Source organism: Mesorhizobium sp. BR1-1-6, from assembly GCF_020165355.1.
Lineage (GTDB): Bacteria > Pseudomonadota > Alphaproteobacteria > Rhizobiales > Rhizobiaceae > Mesorhizobium.
This window is the reverse complement of record NZ_JAIUHZ010000029.1, coordinates 36,291-56,824: the sequence shown is the minus strand read 5'-3', so window position 1 is coordinate 56,824 and position 20,534 is coordinate 36,291. Positions and strand designations below refer to the sequence as shown.

Here is a 20,534-nt window from a genome sequence, read left to right as displayed (position 1 = left end):
ATCGCCATGGAAGAGAAGCTGCGCTTCGCCATCCGTGAAGGCGGCCGCACCGTCGGTGCCGGCATCGTCGTCACCATCAAAGAGTAATTTGGACTTAAACCGATCTGTCGCGGGCGCGGGTGCCCGCGCCGCGCCAGAACAAGGAAGTGACGCATGAACGGACAGAATATCCGCATCCGCCTGAAGGCGTTTGATCACCGGGTGCTCGACGCCTCGACGCGCGAAATCGTGTCGACGGCCAAGCGCACCGGTGCCAACGTCCGCGGCCCCATTCCGCTGCCGACGCGGATCGAAAAGTTCACGGTCAACCGGTCGCCTCACGTCGACAAGAAGAGCCGCGAGCAGTTCGAGATGCGCACGCACAAGCGTCTGCTCGATATCGTCGATCCGACCCCGCAGACCGTCGATGCTTTGATGAAGCTCGATCTGGCCGCCGGTGTCGACGTCGAGATCAAGCTCTAAGGGAATGAGAGCGCGGTAAGGGGCGGTGCCCCTGGCCCGGAACTCTAAAGGAATTGAACCGATGCGTTCAGGTGTGATTGCAAAGAAGGTGGGAATGACCCGCATCTACAACGATGCCGGGGAACATGTTCCCGTCACCGTTCTCCAGATGGAGAACTGCCAGGTCGTGGCGCAGCGCACGCAGGAGAAGAATGGCTACACCGCCGTTCAGCTCGGCGTTGGCCTTGCCAAGGTGAAGAACACGTCGAAGGCGATGCGCGGCCATTTCGCGACCGCTTCCGTCGAGCCGAAGGCCAAACTTGCCGAGTTCCGCGTCTCCGCCGACAACATGATCGATGTCGGCGCCGAGATCACCGTCGAGCATTTCGTCGCCGGCCAGAAGGTCGACGTCACCGGCACGACGATCGGCAAGGGTTTCCAGGGCGTCATCAAGCGCCACCACATGGGTGGTGGCCGCGCGACCCACGGTAACTCGGTCTCGCACCGCACGCACGGCTCGACCGGCCAGCGCCAGGACCCCGGCAAGGTGTTCAAGGGCAAGAAGATGGCCGGCCACATGGGCGACACGCGCGTCACCACGCAGAACGTCGAGATCGTCTCGACCGATGCCGACCGCGGCCTGATCCTGATCCGCGGCGCGGTTCCCGGGTCGAAGGGTGCGTGGATCCTGGTTCGCGACGCCGCCAAGGTGGCGCTTCCGGCCAATGCGCCGAAGCCCGCCGCGATCCGCCCAGTTGCTGCCGGTATGGGCACGAAGAATGAGGCTCCGGCCACAGAGGGAGCGGAATAATGGATCTCAAGATCACAACGCTGGGCGGCAAGGACGCCGGCAAGGTGAAACTCTCCGAGGAGATTTTCGGCCTTGATCCGCGCGAGGACATTTTGCAGCGCGTCGTGCGCTGGCAGCTCGCCAAGAAGCAGCAGGGCACGCACAAGGCCAAGGGCCGCGCCGAGATCGCGCGCACCGGCGCCAAGATGTACAAACAGAAGGGTACGGGCCGCGCCCGTCACCATTCGGCACGCGCTCCGCAGTTCCGCGGCGGCGGCAAGGCTCACGGCCCGGTCGTTCGCAGCCACGAGCACGAGCTGCCGAAGAAGGTCCGCGCGCTCGGCCTCAAGCATGCTCTCTCGGCCAAGGCCAAGAGCGCGTCGATCATCGTCATCGACGAGCTGAAGCTGACCGAGGCAAAGACCAAGGCGCTGATCGCGAATTTCGCGACGCTGGGCCTGACGAACGCCCTGGTGATTGGTGGCGCCGAGCTCGACCGGAACTTCAAGCTGGCCGCGACCAACATCCCGAACATCGACGTGCTGCCCATCCAGGGCATCAACGTCTACGACATTCTGCGCCGCGGCACGCTGGTCCTTTCGAAGGCCGCCGTCGAGGCTCTCGAGGAGCGCTTTAAATGACCGACCTTCGTCACTACGACGTAATCGTCAGCCCGGCGATCACCGAAAAGTCGACCATGGCTTCCGAGCAGAACCAGGTCGTCTTCAACGTCGCCAAGAAGGCGTCGAAGCCGGAAATCAAGGCCGCCGTCGAAGCGCTGTTCGGCGTCAAGGTGATGGCCGTGAACACGCTTGTCCGCAAGGGCAAGATCAAGCGCTTCCGCGGCACGATCGGCCGCCAGAGCGACGTCAAGAAGGCGGTAGTGACGCTGGCCGACGGCCAGTCGATCGACGTCGCGACGGGTCTCTGAGCAAGGCCGCGAGGACAGGACAATGGCACTTAAAAAATTCAACCCGATAACGCCGAGCACCCGTCAGCTAGTCATCGTCGACCGCTCGGGCCTCTACAAGGGCAAGCCCGTCAAGGGTCTGACCGAGGGCCTGACCAAGTCGGGCGGCCGTAACAATTACGGCCGCATCACTGCACGCTTCATCGGCGGCGGTCACAAGCGTTCGTACCGCATCATCGATTTCAAGCGCCGCAAGTTCGACGTCGTCGGCACGGTCGAGCGCATTGAATACGATCCGAACCGCACCGCCTTCATCGCGCTGATCAAGTATGACGATGGCGAGCTGTCCTACATCATCGCTCCGCAGCGCCTTGCCGCAGGCGACAAGATCGTGGCTGGCGAAGCGGTCGACGTGAAGCCGGGCAATGCGATGCCGCTGGCCTCGATGCCGGTCGGCACGATCGTCCACAACATCGAGCTGAAGCCGGGCAAGGGCGCCCAGGTCGCCCGTTCGGCTGGCGGTTACGCCCAGCTCGTCGGCCGCGACCAGGGCATGGCGATCCTGCGCCTCAACTCGGGCGAGCAGCGTGTCGTTCACGGCTCCTGCATGGCTACCGTCGGTGCCGTGTCCAACCCGGACCACGGCAACATCAACGACGGCAAGGCCGGCCGCACGGTTTGGCGTGGCAAGCGCCCGCACAATCGCGGCGTGACCATGAACCCGGTCGACCACCCGCATGGCGGTGGTGAAGGCCGCACCTCCGGTGGCCGCCATCCGGTCTCGCCGTGGGGCAAGCCGACCAAGGGCAAGAAGACGCGGTCCAACAAGGCGACCGACAAGTTCATCCTGCGCTCGCGCCATCAGCGCAAGAGCTAAGAAGAGGTAACGCCAAGTGACTCGTTCTATTTGGAAAGGCCCCTTCATCGACGGCTACCTTCTCAAGAAGGTGGACAAGGTTCGTGAAGGTGGTCGCAATGAGGTGATCAAGATGTGGAGCCGTCGCTCCACCATCCTGCCGCAGTTCGTCGGCTTCACCTTCGGTGTCTACAACGGCCAGAAGCATGTTCCCGTCTCGGTGAACGAGGACATGGTCGGTCACAAGTTCGGTGAATTCGCTCCGACGCGGACCTATTACGGTCACGGCGCGGATAAGAAGGCGAAGAGGAAATAATCATGGGCAAGGCCAAAGCTCCGCGCAGGCTTGCTGACAACGAAGCGCGCGCCGTACTGCGCACGATCCGTATCAGCCCGCAGAAGCTGAACCTGGTTGCCGCGCTGATCCGCGGCAAGAAGGTCGCGACAGCGCTTTCCGACCTGGAATTCTCGGCCAAGCGGATTTCCGGCACGGTCAAGAAGACGCTGGAATCGGCGATCGCCAACGCGGAAAACAACCACGACCTCGACGTCGATGCGCTGATCGTGGCGGAAGCCTATGTCGGCAAGTCGATCGTCATGAAGCGGTTCCATGCCCGGGGCCGTGGTCGCGCCAGCCGTATCGAGAAGCCGTTCTCGCACCTCACGATCGTCGTTCGTGAAGTCGAAGAAAAAGGGGAGGCCGCATAATGGGCCAGAAAGTCAATCCGATCGGTCTTCGCCTCGGCATCAACCGCACCTGGGATTCGCGCTGGTTCGCGAACACCGGCGAGTACGGCAAGCTGCTGCATGAGGACATCAAGATCCGCAAGTACCTCGAGAAGGAGCTCAAGCAGGCTGCCATCTCGAAGGTCGTGATCGAGCGTCCGCACAAGAAGTGCCGCGTCACCATCCATGCCGCGCGCCCGGGTCTGATCATCGGCAAGAAGGGCGCCGACATCGAGAAGCTTCGCAAGAAGCTGATGGAGATGACCAAGTCCGAGACGCACCTCAACATCGTCGAAGTGCGCAAGCCGGAAATCGACGCGACCCTGGTCGCCCAGTCGATCGCCCAGCAGCTCGAGCGCCGCATCGCGTTCCGCCGCGCCATGAAGCGTGCCGTGCAGTCGGCGATGCGCCTCGGTGCCGAAGGCATCCGCATCAACTGCTCGGGCCGTCTCGGCGGCGCTGAAATCGCGCGCATGGAATGGTACCGTGAAGGCCGCGTGCCGCTGCACACGCTGCGTGCCGATGTCGACTACGGCACGGCCGAGGCGAATACGGCGTACGGCATCTGCGGCGTCAAGGTGTGGGTGTTCAAGGGCGAGATCCTCGAGCACGACCCGATGGCTTCGGAGCGCCGCGCGACCGAGGGCGATCATGCGCATGGCGGTGGTGGTGGTGATCGCGAACGCGGTCGTCGTCGCGAAAACGCCTGAGACATTTAGGAATTTGGAGTTAGAACGATGCTGCAGCCAAAGCGCACAAAGTTCCGCAAGCAGTTCAAGGGCCGCATCCACGGTACCGCCAAGGGCGGCACCAACCTGGATTTCGGTGGTTTCGGGCTGAAGGCGCTTGAGCCGAACCGCGTCACCGCGCGCGAGATCGAAGCGGCCCGCCGCGCGATCACCCGCGAGATGAAGCGCGCCGGCCGTGTCTGGATCCGTATTTTCCCGGATCTGCCGGTCACCTCGAAGCCGACCGAAGTCCGCATGGGCAAGGGCAAGGGCGCGGTCGACTACTGGGCGGCGCGCGTCAAGCCCGGCCGGATCATGTTCGAGATCGACGGCGTCAACGAAGAAACCGCCCGTGAGGCACTGCGTCTCGGCGCGGCCAAGCTCTCGGTCAGGACGCGCTTCGTACAGCGCATCGCAGAATAAGGACGGGCTGATCATGAAAGCCGAAGACATCCGGACCAAGACCCAGGACCAGCTGACCGACGACCTGGCCAGCCTGAAGAAGGAGCAGTTCAACCTGCGCTTCCAGAAGGCGACCGGCCAGCTCGAAAAGACCGCGCGCGTGAGGCAGGTCCGCAAGGACATTGCGCGTATCAAGACCATCGCTGCGGAAAAGTCCGCGGCTAAGAAGGCTTAAGGACGAAAACCATGCCAAAGCGCATTCTGCAGGGCACCGTCGTCAGCGACAAGAACGAGAAGACGGTTGTCGTCAAGGTCGAACGGCGCTTCACGCATCCCGTGATGAAGAAGACCGTGCGCATGACCAAGAAGTACAAGGCGCACGACGAGAACAACGCCCACAAGGTTGGCGATCAGGTGTTCATCCAGGAATCGAAGCCGATTTCCAAGGACAAGCGCTGGATTGTCGTGTCTTCGGACCAAGCCTGATCTCTGGGCGTAAACAAACGAATTTTGGACAGACCGGGGAGGGGTGAAGAACCCGTCCCGTTAGAAAAGAAGAAGGCGGCCAGTCATGATTCAGATGCAAACAAACCTCGACGTCGCGGATAATTCCGGCGCCCGTCGTGTCATGTGCATCAAGGTGCTGGGCGGCTCGAAGCGGAAATACGCTTCCGTAGGCGACATCATCGTGGTGTCGATCAAGGAAGCCATCCCGCGCGGCCGCGTGAAGAAGGGCGATGTGATGAAGGCGGTCGTGGTTCGCACGGCCAAGGACATCCGCCGCCCGGACGGCAGCGTGATCCGTTTCGACAAGAACGCGGCCGTTCTCGTCGACAACAAGAAAGAGCCGATCGGCACGCGTATCTTCGGACCGGTTCCGCGCGAACTCCGCGCCAAGAACCACATGAAGATCATCTCGCTCGCGCCTGAAGTGCTGTAAGGAGCCGGACCAATGCAGAAGATTAGAAAAGGCGACAAGGTCGTCGTGCTGGCTGGCAAGGACAAGGGCCGTTCGGGCGAAGTCCTGTCGGTTCAGCCGAAGGACGACACCGCGCTGGTGCGCGGCGTCAACATGATTCGTCGTCACCAGAAGCAGTCCCAGTCCCAAGAGGGCGGGATCATCACCAAGGAAGCGCCGATCCAGCTGTCGAACATCGCGCTGGCCGACCCCAAGGATGGCAAGCCGACCCGCGTCGGCTTCATCTTCCAGAAGGACGGCAAGAAGGTGCGCGTCGCCAAGCGCTCGGGAGAAGTCATCAATGGCTAAGGCTCAAACCAAGCAGGCGACTGCCCAGAACACGCCGCGCCTCAAGCAGGTCTACAACGATACCATCCGCAAGGCCTTGCAGGAGCAGTTCGGCTACGACAACGAGATGCAGGTTCCGCGCATCGACAAGATCGTGCTGAACATGGGCGTTGGCGAAGCGACCGGCGATTCGAAGAAGCCTTCGATCGCGGCCGAGGATCTGGCGATGATCGCCGGCCAGAAGGCCGTCGTCACCCGCGCCCGCAATTCGATCGCGGGCTTCAAGGTCCGCGAGAAGATGCCGATCGGCGCCAAGGTCACGCTGCGCAAGGAGCGCATGTACGAGTTCCTCGACCGCCTCGTGAACATCGCGCTGCCGCGTGTCCGCGACTTCCGCGGACTGAATCCGAAGAGCTTCGATGGTCGTGGCAACTACGCCATGGGCATCAAGGAACACATCGTGTTCCCGGAGATCAACTACGACAAGGTTGATCAGATCTGGGGCATGGACGTCATCGTTTGTACGACTGCGAAGACGGACGACGAAGCCAGGGCACTGCTCAAGGCCTTCAACTTCCCCTTCCGCCAGTAACGGCAGCGAGAAAAGGAAAAATCTGAAATGGCAAAGACCAGCTCAGTCGAGAAGAACAACAGGCGCCGCAAGCTTGCCGACCAGTACGGTCCCAAGCGCGCTGCCCTGAAGGCGATCATCATGGACCAGTCCAAGCCGATGGAAGAGCGCTTCCGCGCTCAGCTCAAGCTTGCCGCCATGCCGCGCAACTCGGCCAAGATCCGCATCCGCAACCGCTGCGAAGTCACCGGCCGCCCGCGTGCCTATTATCGCAAGCTCAAAGTATCGCGCATCGCGCTTCGTGATCTCGGCAATAACGGCCAGATCCCGGGCCTGGTCAAGTCGAGCTGGTAAGGAGGACATAATATGTCATTGAGCGATCCTCTCGGCGATATGCTGACCCGCATCCGCAACGCCTATGGCCGCAAGAAGTCGAGCGTGTCGACGCCGGCCTCGCGTCTGCGCACCCGCGTCCTCGACGTGCTGAAGGCTGAAGGCTATATCCGCGACTACAGCCAGACCGATTTCGACAACGGCAAGTCCGAAATCGAGATTGAGCTGAAGTATTTCGACGGAGCGCCGGTGGTGCGCGAAATCGCCCGCGTCTCGAAGCCGGGCCGCCGCGTTTACGTTTCGGCCAAGTCGATCCCGCATGTCGCCAACGGCCTCGGTATCGCCATCCTTTCGACGCCGAAGGGCGTGATGGCCGACCACGAAGCGCGCGAACAGAACGTCGGTGGCGAGATCCTCTGCCAGATCTTCTGATCCGGCAGCGTGATCCCGAAAAAAATGGAATCCGGTCTTCGGATCGTCCCGAAGACAGAGACCTGAAACAAGAGAAGTGACGAGGACAACAAAATGTCTCGTATTGGAAAGAAACCCGTTTCGCTGCCGCAGGGCGTGACCGCGACCGTCAACGGCCAGACCGTGACGGCGAAGGGCCCCAAGGGCGAGCTGAAGTTCGTGGTCAACGACGAAGTGCTGGTCAAGATGGAAGGCAGCGAGATCGCTGTCGAGCCGCGCGACCAGTCCAAGACCGCCCGCTCCAAGTGGGGCATGTCGCGCACGCAGATCGTCAACATCCTGCAGGGCGTCAAGGACGGCTTCGAGAAGAAGCTCGAGATCACCGGCGTCGGCTATCGCGCGGCCTTGCAGGGCAAGAACCTGCAGCTGGCGCTCGGCTTCAGCCACGACGTCGTCTACGAGACGCCGCAAGGCATCACCATCACCGTGCCGAAGCCGACCGAAATCACCGTTGCCGGTATCGACAAGCAGCAGGTCGGCCAGGTGGCCGCGGAAATCCGCGAATACCGTGGTCCCGAGCCCTACAAGGGCAAGGGCGTCCGCTATGCAGGCGAGAAGATCGTCCGCAAGGAAGGCAAGAAGAAGTAGTGGGTTTGGCCCCGGGAAGGTGCAGACTTTTCGGAAGGGGCCAAGCCAGGAAGTGTAACGCCGCGGGGAGCGGTCGCGGGAGGCGCTTTCGCCTACCGCACAGGGCGGCCCCCGTTTTCTGAAGGCAAGGAAGACCATCATGGGTACCAAGGAAGCCACTCAGCGCCGCGCGCAGCGCGTCCGCCGCCAGATCAAGAAGGTCGCCGGCGAGCGTCCGCGCCTGTCGGTTCACCGCACGTCGAAGAACATCTACGTCCAGGTCATCGACGACGCCAAGGGCCACACCATCGCTGCCGCCTCGACCCTCGAGAAGGACCTCAAGGGTTCGCTTAAGACCGGTGCCGATACCGCTGCCGCTGCCGCGATCGGCAAGCTGATCGCCGAGCGTGCCGCCAAGGCGGGAGTCAAGGAAGTCGTCTTCGACCGCGGCCCGTACATCTATCACGGCCGCGTCAAGGCGCTGGCCGAGGCGGCTCGTGAAGGCGGCTTGAGCTTCTAAGCCTGATCCGGACCGAAAGTCGGCAGAAAGTTGCAGACTTTTCGAAACGGATCATGCAAGGGAGTGATGATTTTCACCGTCGGCGACCCGCAATGAGGCGTCGGCATTCAGCAACCCGTGCTTCCGGAAAAGAACAAGGAACAGGATATGGCACAGGAACGTAGGGATGGCGGCCGCGGCCGCGATCGTGAAGAACGCGATGACGGCATGGTCGACAAGCTCGTCCACATCAACCGTGTCGCCAAGGTCGTCAAGGGCGGCCGCCGCTTCGGTTTTGCAGCACTCGTCGTCGTCGGCGACCAGAAGGGCCGCGTCGGCTTCGGTCACGGCAAGGCGCGCGAAGTGCCGGAAGCCATCCGCAAGGCAACCGAATCGGCCAAGCGCGACATGATCTTCGTGCCGCTGCGCTCGGGCCGCACGCTGCACCACGATGTCGAGGGACGCTGGGGCGCCGGCCGTGTTCTCCTGCGCGCCGCCAAGCAAGGTACCGGCATCATCGCCGGCGGCCCGATGCGTGCCGTCTTCGAGACGCTCGGCATGCATGACGTGGTCGCCAAGTCGATGGGTTCGTCGAACCCTTACAACATGGTTCGCGCCACTTTCGACGCGCTGAAGAGCCAGATGCATCCCAAGGATGTGGCTGCCGCGCGCGGCATCAAGTATTCGACCCTTCAGGCCCGCCGCGGCACCGCCGTCGCGGCTGAAGAATAGTCGATCTGACCAGGGATTTTGACCATGGCCAAGAAAGCAACCAAGACCATCACCGTTGAGCAGATCGGTTCGCCGATCCGCCGCCCGAAGGAACAGCGCGCGACGCTGGTCGGCCTCGGCCTCAACAAGATGCACAAGCAGCGCACGCTGGAAGATACGCCTTCCGTGCGCGGCATGATCGCTGCCGTCCAGCATCTCGTCCGCGTCGTGGACGAGGGCTGAGCACAGGCGCAGGAGAAGCAAGATGAAACTCAACGATCTGCGTGACAAGGACGGCGCGACGCATTCGAAGAAGCGTCTCGGCCGCGGCATCGGCTCCGGTTCCGGCAAGACTGCCGGTCGCGGCGTCAAGGGCCAGAAGGCGCGCTCCGGCGTCGCCGTCAACGGCTTCGAGGGTGGCCAGATGCCGCTCTATCGGCGCCTGCCGAAGCGTGGCTTCAACAATATCTTCGCCAAGAGCTTCACCGTCGTCTCGCTGGCCCGTATCCAGGCCGCTGTAGACGCCAAGAAGCTCGATGCGAAGGCGACCGTGACGGCCGAGGCGCTGGTAGCCGCCGGCGTCATCCGTCGCGTGAAGGACGGCGTTCGCGTGCTGTCGGACGGCGATCTCAAGGCGAAGCTCGCCTTTGACGTCGCCGGGGCCTCCAAGGCCGCGATCGAGAAGATCGAAAAGGCCGGCGGTTCGGTCAAGCTGCCGCAAGAGGCGGCCGCCGAGTAACAGCAATTTGAAGCGCGGTCGGCAAGGCCGATCCGGTTTTGCTTTCGATCACGCTTCGACCTGTTCAATATGGCGGCCGCGTCAACGCGGCCGCTTGCATGTTTACAGTCCGGAGCTTATCTCGTGAGCTTCGGTGACACGCGCCGCCTGACCTTAGGGCCATCAAGCGTGACCAAGCGGAGAATCGGGCATGGCTTCGGCTGCTGAACAACTAGCCTCGAATCTGAATTTCTCAGCCTTCGCCAAAGCGGAGGACCTGAAGAAACGAATCTGGTTCACCGTCGGCGCGCTGCTCGTCTACCGCCTCGGCACCTACATCCCGCTTCCCGGCATCAATCCCGATGCCTTCGCGCAGGCCTTCTCTTCGCAGAGCAAGGGCGTGCTGGGCATGTTCAACATGTTCGCCGGCGGCGCTGTGCAACGCATGGCGATCTTCGCGCTCGGCATCATGCCTTACATTTCCGCTTCCATCATCATGCAGCTGATGACCTCGGTCATCCCGTCGCTGGAAGCGCTGAAGAAGGAAGGCGAGCAGGGCCGCAAGGTCATCAACCAGTACACGCGCTACGGCACGGTGCTCCTGGCGCTGGTGCAGGCCTATGGTATTTCGGTCGGGCTTGAAGGCGGCAACGGCATCGTCAGCGATCCCGGCATGTTCTTCCGCATCTCGACCGTCGTCACGCTGGTCGGCGGCACCATGTTCCTGATGTGGCTCGGCGAGCAGATCACCGCGCGCGGCATCGGCAACGGCATTTCGCTGATCATCTTCTCCGGCATCGTCGCCGGCCTGCCGCATGCCATTTCCGGCACGCTGGAACTCGGCCGCACCGGAGCGCTGTCGACCGGCCTGATCCTGGCGATCATCGTGCTGGCCATCGTCGTCATCGCGCTCATCGTCTTCTTCGAGCGCGCCCAGCGGCGTCTGCTGATCCAGTATCCGAAGCGTCAGGTCGGCAATCGCATGTTCCAGGGCGACACTTCCCACCTGCCGCTCAAGCTCAACACGTCGGGCGTCATCCCGCCGATCTTCGCCTCGTCGCTGCTGTTGCTGCCGGCCACCGTCGCCGGCTTCTCGCAGACGACGAACATGCCGGCCTGGGCCAGCACCATCCTGGCCTCGCTCGGCCATGGCCAGCCGCTCTATATGTTATTCTACGCGGCGATGATCGTGTTCTTCGCCTTCTTCTACACCGCGATCGTCTTTAACCCGAAGGACACCGCCGACCAGCTCAAGAAGCACTCCGGCTTCATCCCCGGCTACCGTCCGGGCGAGCGCACCGCCGACTATATCGACTACGTTCTTACCCGCATCACTGTCGTCGGTGCCATCTATCTGGTGCTGGTCTGTCTGCTGCCGGAGTTCCTGATCTCGGCGACTGGCGTACCATTCTACCTTGGTGGCACATCGCTTCTGATCGTGGTCAGTGTCACGCTCGACACGGTTGCGCAGATTCAGGGCCACCTGATCGCGCACCAATATGAAGGCCTGATCAAGAAGTCGAAGCTGCGCGGGGGGAAGAAAGCCAGATGAGGTTGATTTTGCTTGGGCCGCCAGGAGCGGGCAAGGGGACACAAGCACAAAGACTGGTAGAGAGACACGGCATCCCCCAGCTTTCCACGGGCGACATGCTGCGCGCCGCGGTCCAGGCCGGTACCGAAGTCGGCAAGCGCGCCAAGGCGGTCATGGATGCCGGCGAGTTGGTCTCGGATGCCATCGTCAACGCCATCGTGGCCGAGCGCATTGACCAGCCCGATTGCGCCAATGGTTTCATCCTCGACGGCTACCCGCGTACGCTGGTGCAGGCTGATGCGGTTGAATCGATGCTTGACGAACGTGGCATCGCGCTCGACACCGTCATCGAGCTTGTCGTCGATGACAAGGCGCTGGTCGGCCGCATCGTCAAGCGCGCCGATGAGGCCAAGGCAGCCGGTCAGCCGGTGCGCAAGGACGACAATCCGGCGGTGTTCGAGGAGCGCCTGCGGGAATATTACAAGAAGACCGCTCCGCTGATCGGCTATTATTATGCCAAGCGCCGGCTGAAGAGCGTGGACGGCATGGCTGGTATCGATGCCGTGACGTCGGAGATCGAAGCCGTGCTCGCGGCGACGGTGAAAGAGGCCGCCTCGGCCAAATAGCGATTGTGCTTGACTGAAGCGGTCCGCTGGGGTATGGCGGCCCGTCTTCCTGTCAGGCATGGAGTTTGCTTGCCCGCAAGGGCGGGGCAGCCGTTTTTGACCAGGAAACTCCCGCAAGGGCCGGCCTCCACCGGACGCGGGGCAACGCAGACAGCGCCGGCTCGTCCGGCCCATATGGAGATGAGAAGAACATGGCTCGTATAGCCGGCGTCAACATTCCGACCAACAAGCGCGTTGTCATCGCGCTTCAGTACATTCACGGCATCGGCAAGAAGTTCGCCCAGGAAATCGTCGACAAGGTCGGCATCCCGGCCGAGCGCCGCGTCAACCAGCTGACCGACGCGGAAGTGCTGCAGATCCGCGAGACGATCGACCGCGACTATCAGGTCGAGGGCGACCTGCGCCGCGAAGTGTCGATGAACATCAAGCGGCTCATGGACCTCGGCTGCTACCGCGGCCTGCGTCACCGTCGCTCGCTGCCGGTTCGCGGCCAGCGGACGCACACCAATGCACGCACCCGCAAGGGCCCGGCCAAGTCGATCGCCGGCAAGAAGAAGTAATTTAGGGCAGTAAGGGAGTAGGGGAGTAAGGCAGTAGGGAATGCCCGGCAATCGGGTCGCACTTTCCCTACTCCCTTACTGCCCTATTCCCCACTCCCTTACCAAGGTGGAGCCGCTGGCATTACGGCGGTGTAGAGATCAACTGAAAGGAATACCATGGCCAAGGAAGCCGCTCGTGTTCGCCGTCGCGAACGCAAGAACATCTCGTCGGGCGTTGCCCACGTCAATTCGACCTTCAACAACACCATGATCACCATCACTGACGCACAGGGCAATTCGATCGCCTGGTCGTCGGCCGGCGCCCAGGGCTTCAAGGGTTCGCGCAAGTCGACCCCCTTCGCCGCCCAGATGGCTGCCGAGGATGTTGCCAAGAAGGCCCAGGAACACGGCATGCGCATGCTCGAGGTCGAGGTCTGCGGACCCGGCTCCGGCCGTGAATCGGCGCTGCGCGCCCTGCAGGCGGCTGGCTTCACCATCACCTCGATCCGTGATGTGACCCCGATCCCGCACAATGGCTGCCGTCCGCGCAAGAAGCGTCGCGTTTAAGGAATTACCGAACGCCGCGTGAACGCCAGAAGCGTTCCTCCGCGGTTTTCCAGGTCGCCCGCCACGATTGGATGGTGGCGGGTCAACGGAAGGAAAGCATCATGATCCAGAAAAATTGGCAGGAACTGATCAAGCCGAACAAGATCGAGTTCTCGTCGAAGAAGAAGACGCTGACCACGCTGGTGGCCGAGCCGCTCGAACGCGGCTTCGGCCTCACGCTCGGCAACGCGTTGCGTCGCGTGCTTCTGTCCTCGCTGCGCGGCGCGGCAGTCACCGCCGTACAGATCGACGGCGTCCTGCATGAATTCTCGTCCATCGCCGGCGTGCGCGAGGACGTGACCGACATCGTCCTCAACATCAAGGAAATCGCCATCCGCATGGAAGGCGACGGCCCCAAGCGCATGGTTGTGCGCAAGCAGGGCCCGGGTGCGGTTCTCGCCGGCGACATCCAGACGGTGGGCGACGTCGAGATCCTCAATCCGGATCACGTCATCTGCACGCTGGACGAGGGCGCTGAAATCCGTATGGAATTCACTGTCGATACCGGCAAGGGTTACGTGCCGGCCGACCGCAACCGCGCCGAGGATGCGCCGATCGGCCTGATCCCGGTCGACAGCCTCTATTCGCCGGTCAAGAAGGTCTCCTACAAGGTCGAGAACACCCGTGAGGGCCAGGTCCTCGACTACGACAAGCTGACCATGACCATTGAGACCGACGGTTCGATCTCGGGCGAGGACGCGGTGGCTTTCGCCGCCCGTATCCTGCAGGACCAGCTTGGCCTGTTCGTCAATTTCGACGAGCCGCAGAAGGAAGTCGCCACCGAAGCCGTCACCGAGCTCGCCTTCAACCCGGCGCTGCTCAAGAAGGTCGACGAACTTGAGCTTTCGGTGCGTTCGGCCAACTGCCTTAAGAACGACAACATCGTCTACATCGGCGATCTCATCCAGAAGACCGAAGCCGAGATGCTGCGCACCCCGAACTTCGGCCGCAAGTCGCTGAACGAGATCAAGGAAGTCCTGGCGGCGATGGGCCTGCACCTCGGCATGGAAGTGCCGGACTGGCCGCCGGAAAACATCGAAGACCTCGCCAAGCGTTACGAAGACCAATATTGAGCATGAATTCCAAGGATCGGCGGCGTGAGCCGCTCGATCCGACGGTCATGCGGAAAACCATCAGAGGCCGTGGCCTCTTGAACAACTGAAGAAGGAGAAGAGCCATGCGCCACGGTTTTAAAGGCCGTCGCTTCGCCCGCAGCGTAAGCCACCGCAAGTCAATGTTCGCCAACCTCGCCGTGTCGCTGCTCGAACACGAGCAGATCGTCACCACCTTGCCCAAGGCGAAGGACCTGCGTCCGATCGTCGAGAAGCTGGTGACGCTCGGCAAGCGCGGCGACCTGCACGCCCGCCGCCAGGTGATCGCGCAGATCGGCAATGAAGGCGTCGTCAAGCGCCTGTTCGACACCATCGCGCCGCGCTACGCCACCCGCAACGGCGGCTATCTGCGCATCATGAAGGCGGGCTTCCGCCACGGTGACAATGCCGCGATGGCGGTCATCGAATTCGTAGACCGCGACACGGAGGCCAAGGGCGCCGGCGACCGCGCCCGCCTCGAAGCCGAAGGCACCGATGCGGAAGCCGCAGCCGCTTAAGGCTTCGCTTTTCAAATGATTTAAGGGGCCTGCGGGCCCCTTTTTCATATTCTGGCCGCCTCGGCTGCTCCTGCGTCAAAATAATTCGATTTAATCGCCTTAGCCTTTCATTTTGCACATTCGTCGGGACAATGCGCCCCAACTCGCACGGAGGATTCGCAATGCGCGCTAAAAGACTGTCCCTGGTTCTGCTCTGCGCCTTTATGGCGTTCGCAACCACGCCGACAGTCCGGCAGGCATTGGCCGAGGATGCCCCCAAAGCCGATCCGGGCCTCTCCGACGTGCTCACCGACCTGCTGCACGGCGTCGAGGGCGAAAACGCCACCTCGGGCCCCGACAAGCGCGTGCCGTTCGGCCGTGAGGAGGTGCAGTTGTCGTTCGCGCCATTGGTCAAGCAGACGACGCCGGCCGTGGTCAATGTCTATGCCTCGCAAACGGCCAAGGTCGTTTCGCCCTTCGAAGGCGATCCGTTCTTCGAAGAATTCTTCGGTCGCGCGCAGCCGCGCGCGCAGTCCTCCCTGGGCTCGGGCGTGCTTGTCGATCCGAGCGGCGTCATCGTCACCAATTTCCACGTCATCAAGAATGCCGACGAGGTGAAGGTCGCGACCGCCGACGGGCGCGAATTCACCAGCAAGGTGATGCTCAAGGACGAGACGCTCGATCTTGCCGTGCTCAAGATCGAATCCGACAAGCCATTCCCGGTCATCGCCATCGGCGATTCCGATGCGCTCGAAGTCGGTGACCTGGTGCTGGCCATCGGCAATCCTTTCGGTGTCGGGCAGACCACCACGAGCGGCATCGTTTCCGCACTTGCCCGCAGCCATATAGGCGTTTCGGATTCGGGTTATTTCATCCAGACGGACGCTGCCATCAATCCCGGCAATTCCGGCGGCGCGCTGATCAACATGGGCGGCCAGCTGGTCGGCATCAACACCGCCATCTTCAGCCGCAGCGGCGGCTCGATCGGCATCGGCTTTGCCATTCCTGCCAATATGGTGCGCGCTTTCGCCGATGCCGCCAAGGCCGGTCTCGATTTCTTCGAGCGGCCTTACATCGGGGCCGAGTTCGAAGCGGTGACGCCGCAGATCGCTGAATCGCTCGGCATGGAAAAGCCTGCCGGCGCGCTGGTCTCGTCCGTTGACGCGTCCGGACCGGCCGGCAAGGCCGGATTGAAGCCTGGCGATGTCGTCCTGCAGATCAACGGCAGGCCGGTCGAGAGCATCGAGGCACTGGACTATCGCATGGCGACGCTGTCGATCGGTACAAAGGCCAATTTCGCGGTGCTGACCAAAGGCCAGCAGGCGGCGATGGACATCGCGCTGGAACGCGCGCCCGAGGGTGCAAAACCCTCGGAGGTGACGCTGCATGGCCGCAGCCCCTTCTCGGGCGCCAAGGTTGCGGAATTATCGCCGCGGCTGGCTCAGAAGCTCGGCCTGCGCACCGACATCAAGGGCGTCACCGTGGTCGACATCAATCGCGATTCGCCGGCCGCCGATTTCGGCTTCCAGCCGGGCGACATCGTGCGCGAGGTCAACGGCACGACAATCGATACGGCGGCGACGCTGGCGCAGGCTTCCCAGCAGGATACGCGCTGGTGGCGCTTTACCGTCGAGCGCGGCGGGCAGATACTGCGCCAGGTGTTGCGTTACTGAGCTCGATCGCTGAAGAGATCGCGCTCCAAACCCAAAAAGAAGTGCATGGCCGATCTGTTCAGTGTCGATGAACCGGAAAAGGCGCCGCCAGGCCGGCCGCTGGCAGACAGGCTGCGCCCGAAAAACCTTGGCGAGGTCGTCGGCCAGGAGCATCTGACCGGCCCCGATGGTGCGCTGACCCGGCTGATTAATTCCGGTTCGCTCGGCTCCATGATTTTCTGGGGGCCGCCCGGCACCGGCAAGACCACGGTGGCGCGCCTGCTTGCCGGTGAAACCAGCCTTGCCTTCGAGCAGATTTCGGCGGTTTTCTCCGGCGTAGCCGACCTGAAGAAAGTGTTCGAGGCGGCCAAGCTGCGCCGCGCCAATGGCCGCCAGACCCTGCTGTTCGTCGACGAGATCCACCGCTTCAACCGCGCCCAGCAGGATGGTTTCCTGCCGGTCATGGAAGACGGCACCGTCGTACTCGTCGGCGCCACCACCGAAAATCCGTCCTTCGAACTCAATGCAGCTCTGCTGTCGCGTGCGCGCGTGCTGGTCTTCCATTCCCTTGGCGAGGAAAGCATAGCAAAGCTTCTGGCCAGGGCCGAGGAGACGGAGGGCAGGGCGCTGCCGCTCGATGATGAGGCGCGGGCGATGCTCATCCGCATGAGCGACGGCGATGGCCGGGCCTCCCTGACGCTGGCGGAAGAAGTGTGGCGCGCCGCCAAACCAGGCGAAGTGTTCGGCCCCGAAGGCTTGCAGCGCATCATCCAGCGTCGGGCGCCGATCTACGATAAGGGCCAGGACGGTCACTACAATTTGATCTCGGCGCTGCACAAATCCGTGCGCGGTTCTGATCCCGACGCCGCGCTCTACTATCTCGCGCGCATGTTCGACGCCGGCGAGGATCCGCTCTATCTCGGCCGGCGGCTGGTGCGCATGGCGATGGAGGACATCGGGCTGGCGGATCCCCAGGCATTGGTTGTCGCCAATGCGGCCAAGGACGCCTACGATTATCTGGGTTCGCCCGAGGGCGAACTCGCCTTCGCCGAGGCCACCGTCTATCTCGCTACGGCGCCCAAATCCAACGCGGTCTACACCGCCTTCAAAGCCGCCACGCGTGCCGCCAAGGAGCACGGCTCGCTGCTGCCGCCCAAGCACATCCTCAACGCGCCGACAAAGTTGATGAAGGACGAAGATTACGGTGCCGGCTACCGCTATGATCATGACGAACCGGACGCGTTTTCCGGCCAGGACTATTTTCCGGAAAAGATGGGCCGCCAGACCTTCTACGACCCACCCGAACGCGGTTTCGAGCGCGATATCAGGAAACGGCTCGACTACTGGGCAAAGCTGCGCAAAGAGCGGGAATAGCAGGCTTGCGACGGCCGGTGGCGGTTGCGGTCCGAAACGAGGCTTCACCTGGGGTATTTCCACGTCGGTTCTTCTGCACGCGCTGCTCGCGGCCACGATTATATCGATGCCAATGCCGCAGCTTCCGAGCCGGCCGGAGGAAGAGCAGGTAACGGTCGACATCCTGACCCCGCGACAGTTCGAGGTCTCGGCAAGGCAGTCAGCCGGGCCACGATGCCGTGGCCGTTGTGCGGCAACCCAAAAGACCTTATCAAGGCGCACGGCCGGGCGGTGGTCGTTGTCGTGAATTTGGCACTATTCATTCGCAACAGGATCGCGCTCGGCGCGTGGAAAAATGACAAAAACCCTTCGCAAGACCCTTCGCAAATTCGCCATTGCCATCCCGCTCCTTGCCCTTGGCTTCTATTTCATTCCGATCCTCACGACGATTTTCGTGGTTTGCGGCGTGATCGACGTGCTGCGCAACGACCGCAAGAATCTGTCCCTGTTCAGCGGCTATTTCCTGGGCAATGGCCTCTTCACCTGGCTGCTTTCGCCATTCAACCTGCTGGTCGACCTCCTGTGCTACAGAAATCCGGGCGTGTGGAAGCTGGAGCAGTTCCCGCAGGATTATCAGCGCGAAGTCAACGAGGTCTTGGATGTCTTCAAGGCGCGCAAGGCCGAAATCATCGCCGACATCGACGCCAATTTCGGCGCCGGCCGGCGCGGCATGTATGTCTACCAATGGTATGGCAAGCACAGGATAGACAACGTCGCCGAGTTCAACAAGGATTTCAAATACATCAAGACGATTGCCGTCTCGGTCTTCAGCAAACGCGAATCGACCTCCTGGCACTTCGGACCGCTGCGGCTCAGCCTCCGCATCCTCTACAACCTCATTCCGGTGAAGTCAGAGATCTTCGTCGAATGCGGCAACGTCAAGAACTATTGGTACGACAATCCGCTGTTCATTTTCGACGACACGCTGCTGCATCGCTCGGTCAACGAGTATGACGGTCGTCGCTACTGCGTATTCATGGACATTATCAGGCCGTCCCCGGTCCCCAGGCTTATCGCCGGCCTTCTCGCCATCGTCTCGGTGAGTGTCGAGAGGATCAATTCGATGTTCTACAAGAACTGGAAGATGATCGGCTCGACCAAGCCGAAAAAAGCAGAAACCACCTGAGCTGGCAAGTTTTCGAACGTAGCCGGCGCGCCGGATAGGTATGAATAGTCGGGGACAGTATACGGCGATGTTCAATCTGCTTCTCGTGGCCGCCGGCGGCGGCATTGGCGCCGGCGTTCGCCATCTGACCAATATGGGCTCGCTGCGCCTTGTCGGTCCCAACTATCCCTGGGGCACGATGGCGATCAACATCGTCGGTTCGTTCGCGATGGGCCTGTTCATCGCCGCCCTGGCGCGCCGCGGCGGGTCTAACGAACTCAGGCTGTTTGTTGCCACCGGCATCTTAGGCGGCTTCACGACGTTTTCCGCCTTTTCGCTCGATTTCGCGACCTTGTGGGAGCGGGGAGCCACCTTGCCGGCGTTTGGATATGCGCTGGCCAGCGTGATTGGCGCCATCATTGCCCTGTTTTTGGGTCTTTGGCTCGCAAGAAGCCTGCCTTAATGCTATTGCCGCGCCGAGAGCAGGCCTGGGCCTGCCAGGAAACGGGTAAGCGAAAACAATATGGCAGGCGTTGAACAGATCACGGTGGAGGCCGGCGAGGCGGGCATGCGGCTCGACCGCTGGTTCAAGACCCATTTCCCGGGCCTTGGCTTTGGTCACCTGCAGAAGCTGCTTCGGTCCGGGCAGATCCGCGTCGACGGCGGCCGCGTCAAGGCCGACACCCGTGTCGAGCCTGGCCAGACGGTGCGCATTCCACCGCTGGAAGTGGACAAGAAGGGCGACAGCCCGCTGACCGGCCATTCGATCCGCAACCAGGGCGATGCCGAAGTCCTGGCAAAGATGCTGATCCATGAGGATCCGAAGGTTTTCGTCTTCAACAAGCCGGCTGGCCTTGCGGTGCAGGGCGGCTCGGGCGTCACCCGTAACGTCGACGACATGTTGGAAGCCTGGCGCAACCAGAAGGGCGAGAAGCCGCGGCTGGTGCACCGGCTCGATCGCGACACGTCTGGCGTGCTGGTCGTCGCCCGCACCAGGCTGGCGGCGATGAAGCTCTCCGAGGCGTTTCGCGCCCGCGAGACCAAGAAGACCTACTGGGCTTTGGTCAAGGGCGTGCCGCCCAAGCGCGAGGATAAGATATCGACCTGGCTGATCAAGGAAGCCACGCCGGATGGCGATCGGGTGCGCATTGCCAAGCACGGCGAAAAGGGCGCCGACCATGCCGTATCCTACTATCGCATCATCGAGCAGGCGGCGCAGGCGCTGACCTGGCTGGAGATGGAGCCCTATACCGGCCGCACCCATCAGTTGCGCGTTCATGCCGCCCATATCGGTTGTCCCATCATCGGCGATCCCAAATATTTCGAGGCCGACACCAATTGGGATTTTCCGGGCGGGATGCAGAACCGCCTGCATCTGCACGCGCGCCGAATCGTCATCCCGCATCCGGACCAGGGTTTCATCGACGTCACCGCACCTATGCCGCCGCATATGCGCCAGAGCTGGAACCTGATCGGCTTCGACGACGCCAGTGCGGAGGATTGAC

General features: G+C 62.3%; 32 protein-coding genes and 1 pseudogene. All 33 read left to right on the top strand.

Annotation, left to right across the window (positions count from 1 at the left end; genetic code table 11):
• Nucleotides 1-87, top strand: a pseudogene (locus LB545_RS29760) (elongation factor Tu); the annotation flags it as partial.
• Nucleotides 88-153: 66 nt separating this feature from the next.
• Nucleotides 154-462, top strand: coding sequence for a 30S ribosomal protein S10 (gene rpsJ, locus LB545_RS29755; RefSeq protein WP_006205468.1), 309 nt, complete (start codon nucleotides 154-156; stop codon nucleotides 460-462).
• 61 nt (nucleotides 463-523) lie between these two features.
• Nucleotides 524-1,252 carry a 50S ribosomal protein L3 gene (gene rplC / locus LB545_RS29750; protein WP_140501257.1) on the top strand — a complete coding sequence of 243 codons (729 nt, stop codon included), beginning with the start codon at nucleotides 524-526 and terminating at the stop codon, nucleotides 1,250-1,252.
• Nucleotides 1,252-1,872 carry a 50S ribosomal protein L4 gene (gene rplD, locus LB545_RS29745; protein WP_140501259.1) on the top strand — a complete coding sequence of 207 codons (621 nt, stop codon included), beginning with the start codon at nucleotides 1,252-1,254 and terminating at the stop codon, nucleotides 1,870-1,872. The genes rplC and rplD overlap by 1 nt, the downstream gene beginning before the upstream one ends.
• Nucleotides 1,869-2,162, top strand: coding sequence for a 50S ribosomal protein L23 (locus tag LB545_RS29740; RefSeq protein WP_006205465.1), 294 nt, complete (start codon nucleotides 1,869-1,871; stop codon nucleotides 2,160-2,162). The genes rplD and LB545_RS29740 overlap by 4 nt, the downstream gene beginning before the upstream one ends.
• A gap of 22 nt (nucleotides 2,163-2,184) precedes the next feature.
• Nucleotides 2,185-3,018: a 50S ribosomal protein L2 gene (gene rplB / locus LB545_RS29735; RefSeq protein ID WP_140501261.1), complete on the top strand. Its 834-nt coding sequence runs from the start codon at nucleotides 2,185-2,187 to the stop codon at nucleotides 3,016-3,018.
• Between the two features lie 16 nt (nucleotides 3,019-3,034).
• Nucleotides 3,035-3,313 carry a 30S ribosomal protein S19 gene (gene rpsS, locus LB545_RS29730; protein ID WP_006205463.1) on the top strand — a complete coding sequence of 93 codons (279 nt, stop codon included), beginning with the start codon at nucleotides 3,035-3,037 and terminating at the stop codon, nucleotides 3,311-3,313.
• Nucleotides 3,314-3,315: 2 nt separating this feature from the next.
• On the top strand, nucleotides 3,316-3,705 hold the full coding sequence (gene rplV, locus LB545_RS29725; RefSeq protein WP_006205462.1) for a 50S ribosomal protein L22: 390 nt from the start codon (nucleotides 3,316-3,318) through the stop codon (nucleotides 3,703-3,705).
• On the top strand, nucleotides 3,705-4,433 hold the full coding sequence (gene rpsC / locus LB545_RS29720) for a 30S ribosomal protein S3 (protein WP_140501263.1): 729 nt from the start codon (nucleotides 3,705-3,707) through the stop codon (nucleotides 4,431-4,433). Before rplV ends, rpsC begins: the two co-directional genes overlap by 1 nt.
• Before the next feature lie 27 nt (nucleotides 4,434-4,460).
• Entirely contained in the window at nucleotides 4,461-4,874 is a 414-nt protein-coding gene (gene rplP / locus LB545_RS29715; protein WP_027026963.1) for a 50S ribosomal protein L16, read from the top strand.
• A gap of 13 nt (nucleotides 4,875-4,887) precedes the next feature.
• Nucleotides 4,888-5,088 carry a 50S ribosomal protein L29 gene (gene rpmC, locus LB545_RS29710; RefSeq protein WP_006205459.1) on the top strand — a complete coding sequence of 67 codons (201 nt, stop codon included), beginning with the start codon at nucleotides 4,888-4,890 and terminating at the stop codon, nucleotides 5,086-5,088.
• 11 nt (nucleotides 5,089-5,099) lie between these two features.
• Complete coding sequence (gene rpsQ, locus LB545_RS29705; protein WP_010909280.1) at nucleotides 5,100-5,339, top strand: 30S ribosomal protein S17; 240 nt, start codon at nucleotides 5,100-5,102, stop codon at nucleotides 5,337-5,339.
• An 85-nt stretch (nucleotides 5,340-5,424) separates the two neighbouring features.
• Nucleotides 5,425-5,793: a 50S ribosomal protein L14 gene (rplN, locus tag LB545_RS29700; protein ID WP_006205457.1), complete on the top strand. Its 369-nt coding sequence runs from the start codon at nucleotides 5,425-5,427 to the stop codon at nucleotides 5,791-5,793.
• A 12-nt stretch (nucleotides 5,794-5,805) separates the two neighbouring features.
• Entirely contained in the window at nucleotides 5,806-6,120 is a 315-nt protein-coding gene (gene rplX / locus LB545_RS29695) for a 50S ribosomal protein L24 (RefSeq protein WP_006205456.1), read from the top strand.
• Nucleotides 6,113-6,691, top strand: a complete 579-nt coding sequence (rplE, locus tag LB545_RS29690; RefSeq protein WP_140501265.1) for a 50S ribosomal protein L5 — start codon at nucleotides 6,113-6,115, stop codon at nucleotides 6,689-6,691. Before rplX ends, rplE begins: the two co-directional genes overlap by 8 nt.
• 27 nt (nucleotides 6,692-6,718) lie before the next feature.
• A complete protein-coding gene (gene rpsN, locus LB545_RS29685; RefSeq protein ID WP_013895695.1) occupies nucleotides 6,719-7,024 on the top strand; it encodes a 30S ribosomal protein S14 in 306 nt (101 codons plus the stop codon).
• Between the two features lie 12 nt (nucleotides 7,025-7,036).
• Nucleotides 7,037-7,435, top strand: coding sequence for a 30S ribosomal protein S8 (gene rpsH, locus LB545_RS29680; protein ID WP_006205453.1), 399 nt, complete (start codon nucleotides 7,037-7,039; stop codon nucleotides 7,433-7,435).
• Between the two features lie 93 nt (nucleotides 7,436-7,528).
• Nucleotides 7,529-8,062: a 50S ribosomal protein L6 gene (gene rplF, locus LB545_RS29675; RefSeq protein ID WP_140501269.1), complete on the top strand. Its 534-nt coding sequence runs from the start codon at nucleotides 7,529-7,531 to the stop codon at nucleotides 8,060-8,062.
• Nucleotides 8,063-8,201: 139 nt separating this feature from the next.
• A complete protein-coding gene (rplR, locus tag LB545_RS29670; protein WP_140501271.1) occupies nucleotides 8,202-8,561 on the top strand; it encodes a 50S ribosomal protein L18 in 360 nt (119 codons plus the stop codon).
• A 147-nt stretch (nucleotides 8,562-8,708) separates the two neighbouring features.
• Entirely contained in the window at nucleotides 8,709-9,272 is a 564-nt protein-coding gene (rpsE, locus tag LB545_RS29665; RefSeq protein WP_006333394.1) for a 30S ribosomal protein S5, read from the top strand.
• Between the two features lie 24 nt (nucleotides 9,273-9,296).
• Nucleotides 9,297-9,494: a 50S ribosomal protein L30 gene (rpmD, locus tag LB545_RS29660; RefSeq protein WP_006205449.1), complete on the top strand. Its 198-nt coding sequence runs from the start codon at nucleotides 9,297-9,299 to the stop codon at nucleotides 9,492-9,494.
• A gap of 22 nt (nucleotides 9,495-9,516) precedes the next feature.
• Complete coding sequence (rplO, locus tag LB545_RS29655; protein ID WP_140501273.1) at nucleotides 9,517-9,990, top strand: 50S ribosomal protein L15; 474 nt, start codon at nucleotides 9,517-9,519, stop codon at nucleotides 9,988-9,990.
• Between the two features lie 190 nt (nucleotides 9,991-10,180).
• Nucleotides 10,181-11,521, top strand: a complete 1,341-nt coding sequence (secY, locus tag LB545_RS29650) for a preprotein translocase subunit SecY (RefSeq protein WP_140501275.1) — start codon at nucleotides 10,181-10,183, stop codon at nucleotides 11,519-11,521.
• A complete protein-coding gene (locus tag LB545_RS29645) occupies nucleotides 11,518-12,126 on the top strand; it encodes an adenylate kinase (protein ID WP_140501277.1) in 609 nt (202 codons plus the stop codon). The genes secY and LB545_RS29645 overlap by 4 nt, the downstream gene beginning before the upstream one ends.
• A gap of 191 nt (nucleotides 12,127-12,317) precedes the next feature.
• A complete protein-coding gene (gene rpsM / locus LB545_RS29640) occupies nucleotides 12,318-12,686 on the top strand; it encodes a 30S ribosomal protein S13 (RefSeq protein WP_006205445.1) in 369 nt (122 codons plus the stop codon).
• 156 nt (nucleotides 12,687-12,842) lie between these two features.
• On the top strand, nucleotides 12,843-13,232 hold the full coding sequence (gene rpsK / locus LB545_RS29635; RefSeq protein ID WP_006205444.1) for a 30S ribosomal protein S11: 390 nt from the start codon (nucleotides 12,843-12,845) through the stop codon (nucleotides 13,230-13,232).
• Nucleotides 13,233-13,333: 101 nt separating this feature from the next.
• Complete coding sequence (locus LB545_RS29630; RefSeq protein ID WP_023682599.1) at nucleotides 13,334-14,344, top strand: DNA-directed RNA polymerase subunit alpha; 1,011 nt, start codon at nucleotides 13,334-13,336, stop codon at nucleotides 14,342-14,344.
• A 104-nt stretch (nucleotides 14,345-14,448) separates the two neighbouring features.
• On the top strand, nucleotides 14,449-14,880 hold the full coding sequence (gene rplQ / locus LB545_RS29625; RefSeq protein WP_140664504.1) for a 50S ribosomal protein L17: 432 nt from the start codon (nucleotides 14,449-14,451) through the stop codon (nucleotides 14,878-14,880).
• Nucleotides 14,881-15,041: 161 nt separating this feature from the next.
• A complete protein-coding gene (locus tag LB545_RS29620; protein ID WP_224706214.1) occupies nucleotides 15,042-16,532 on the top strand; it encodes a DegQ family serine endoprotease in 1,491 nt (496 codons plus the stop codon).
• Between the two features lie 45 nt (nucleotides 16,533-16,577).
• Nucleotides 16,578-17,885, top strand: coding sequence for a replication-associated recombination protein A (locus tag LB545_RS29615; RefSeq protein ID WP_140557280.1), 1,308 nt, complete (start codon nucleotides 16,578-16,580; stop codon nucleotides 17,883-17,885).
• A 334-nt stretch (nucleotides 17,886-18,219) separates the two neighbouring features.
• Nucleotides 18,220-19,050, top strand: coding sequence for an aspartyl/asparaginyl beta-hydroxylase domain-containing protein (locus tag LB545_RS29610; protein ID WP_140664499.1), 831 nt, complete (start codon nucleotides 18,220-18,222; stop codon nucleotides 19,048-19,050).
• A gap of 67 nt (nucleotides 19,051-19,117) precedes the next feature.
• Nucleotides 19,118-19,492, top strand: coding sequence for a fluoride efflux transporter CrcB (crcB, locus tag LB545_RS29605; protein WP_140515446.1), 375 nt, complete (start codon nucleotides 19,118-19,120; stop codon nucleotides 19,490-19,492).
• 60 nt (nucleotides 19,493-19,552) lie between these two features.
• A complete protein-coding gene (locus LB545_RS29600) occupies nucleotides 19,553-20,533 on the top strand; it encodes an RluA family pseudouridine synthase (RefSeq protein WP_140515445.1) in 981 nt (326 codons plus the stop codon).
• Nucleotide 20,534: the final 1 nt, after the last annotated feature.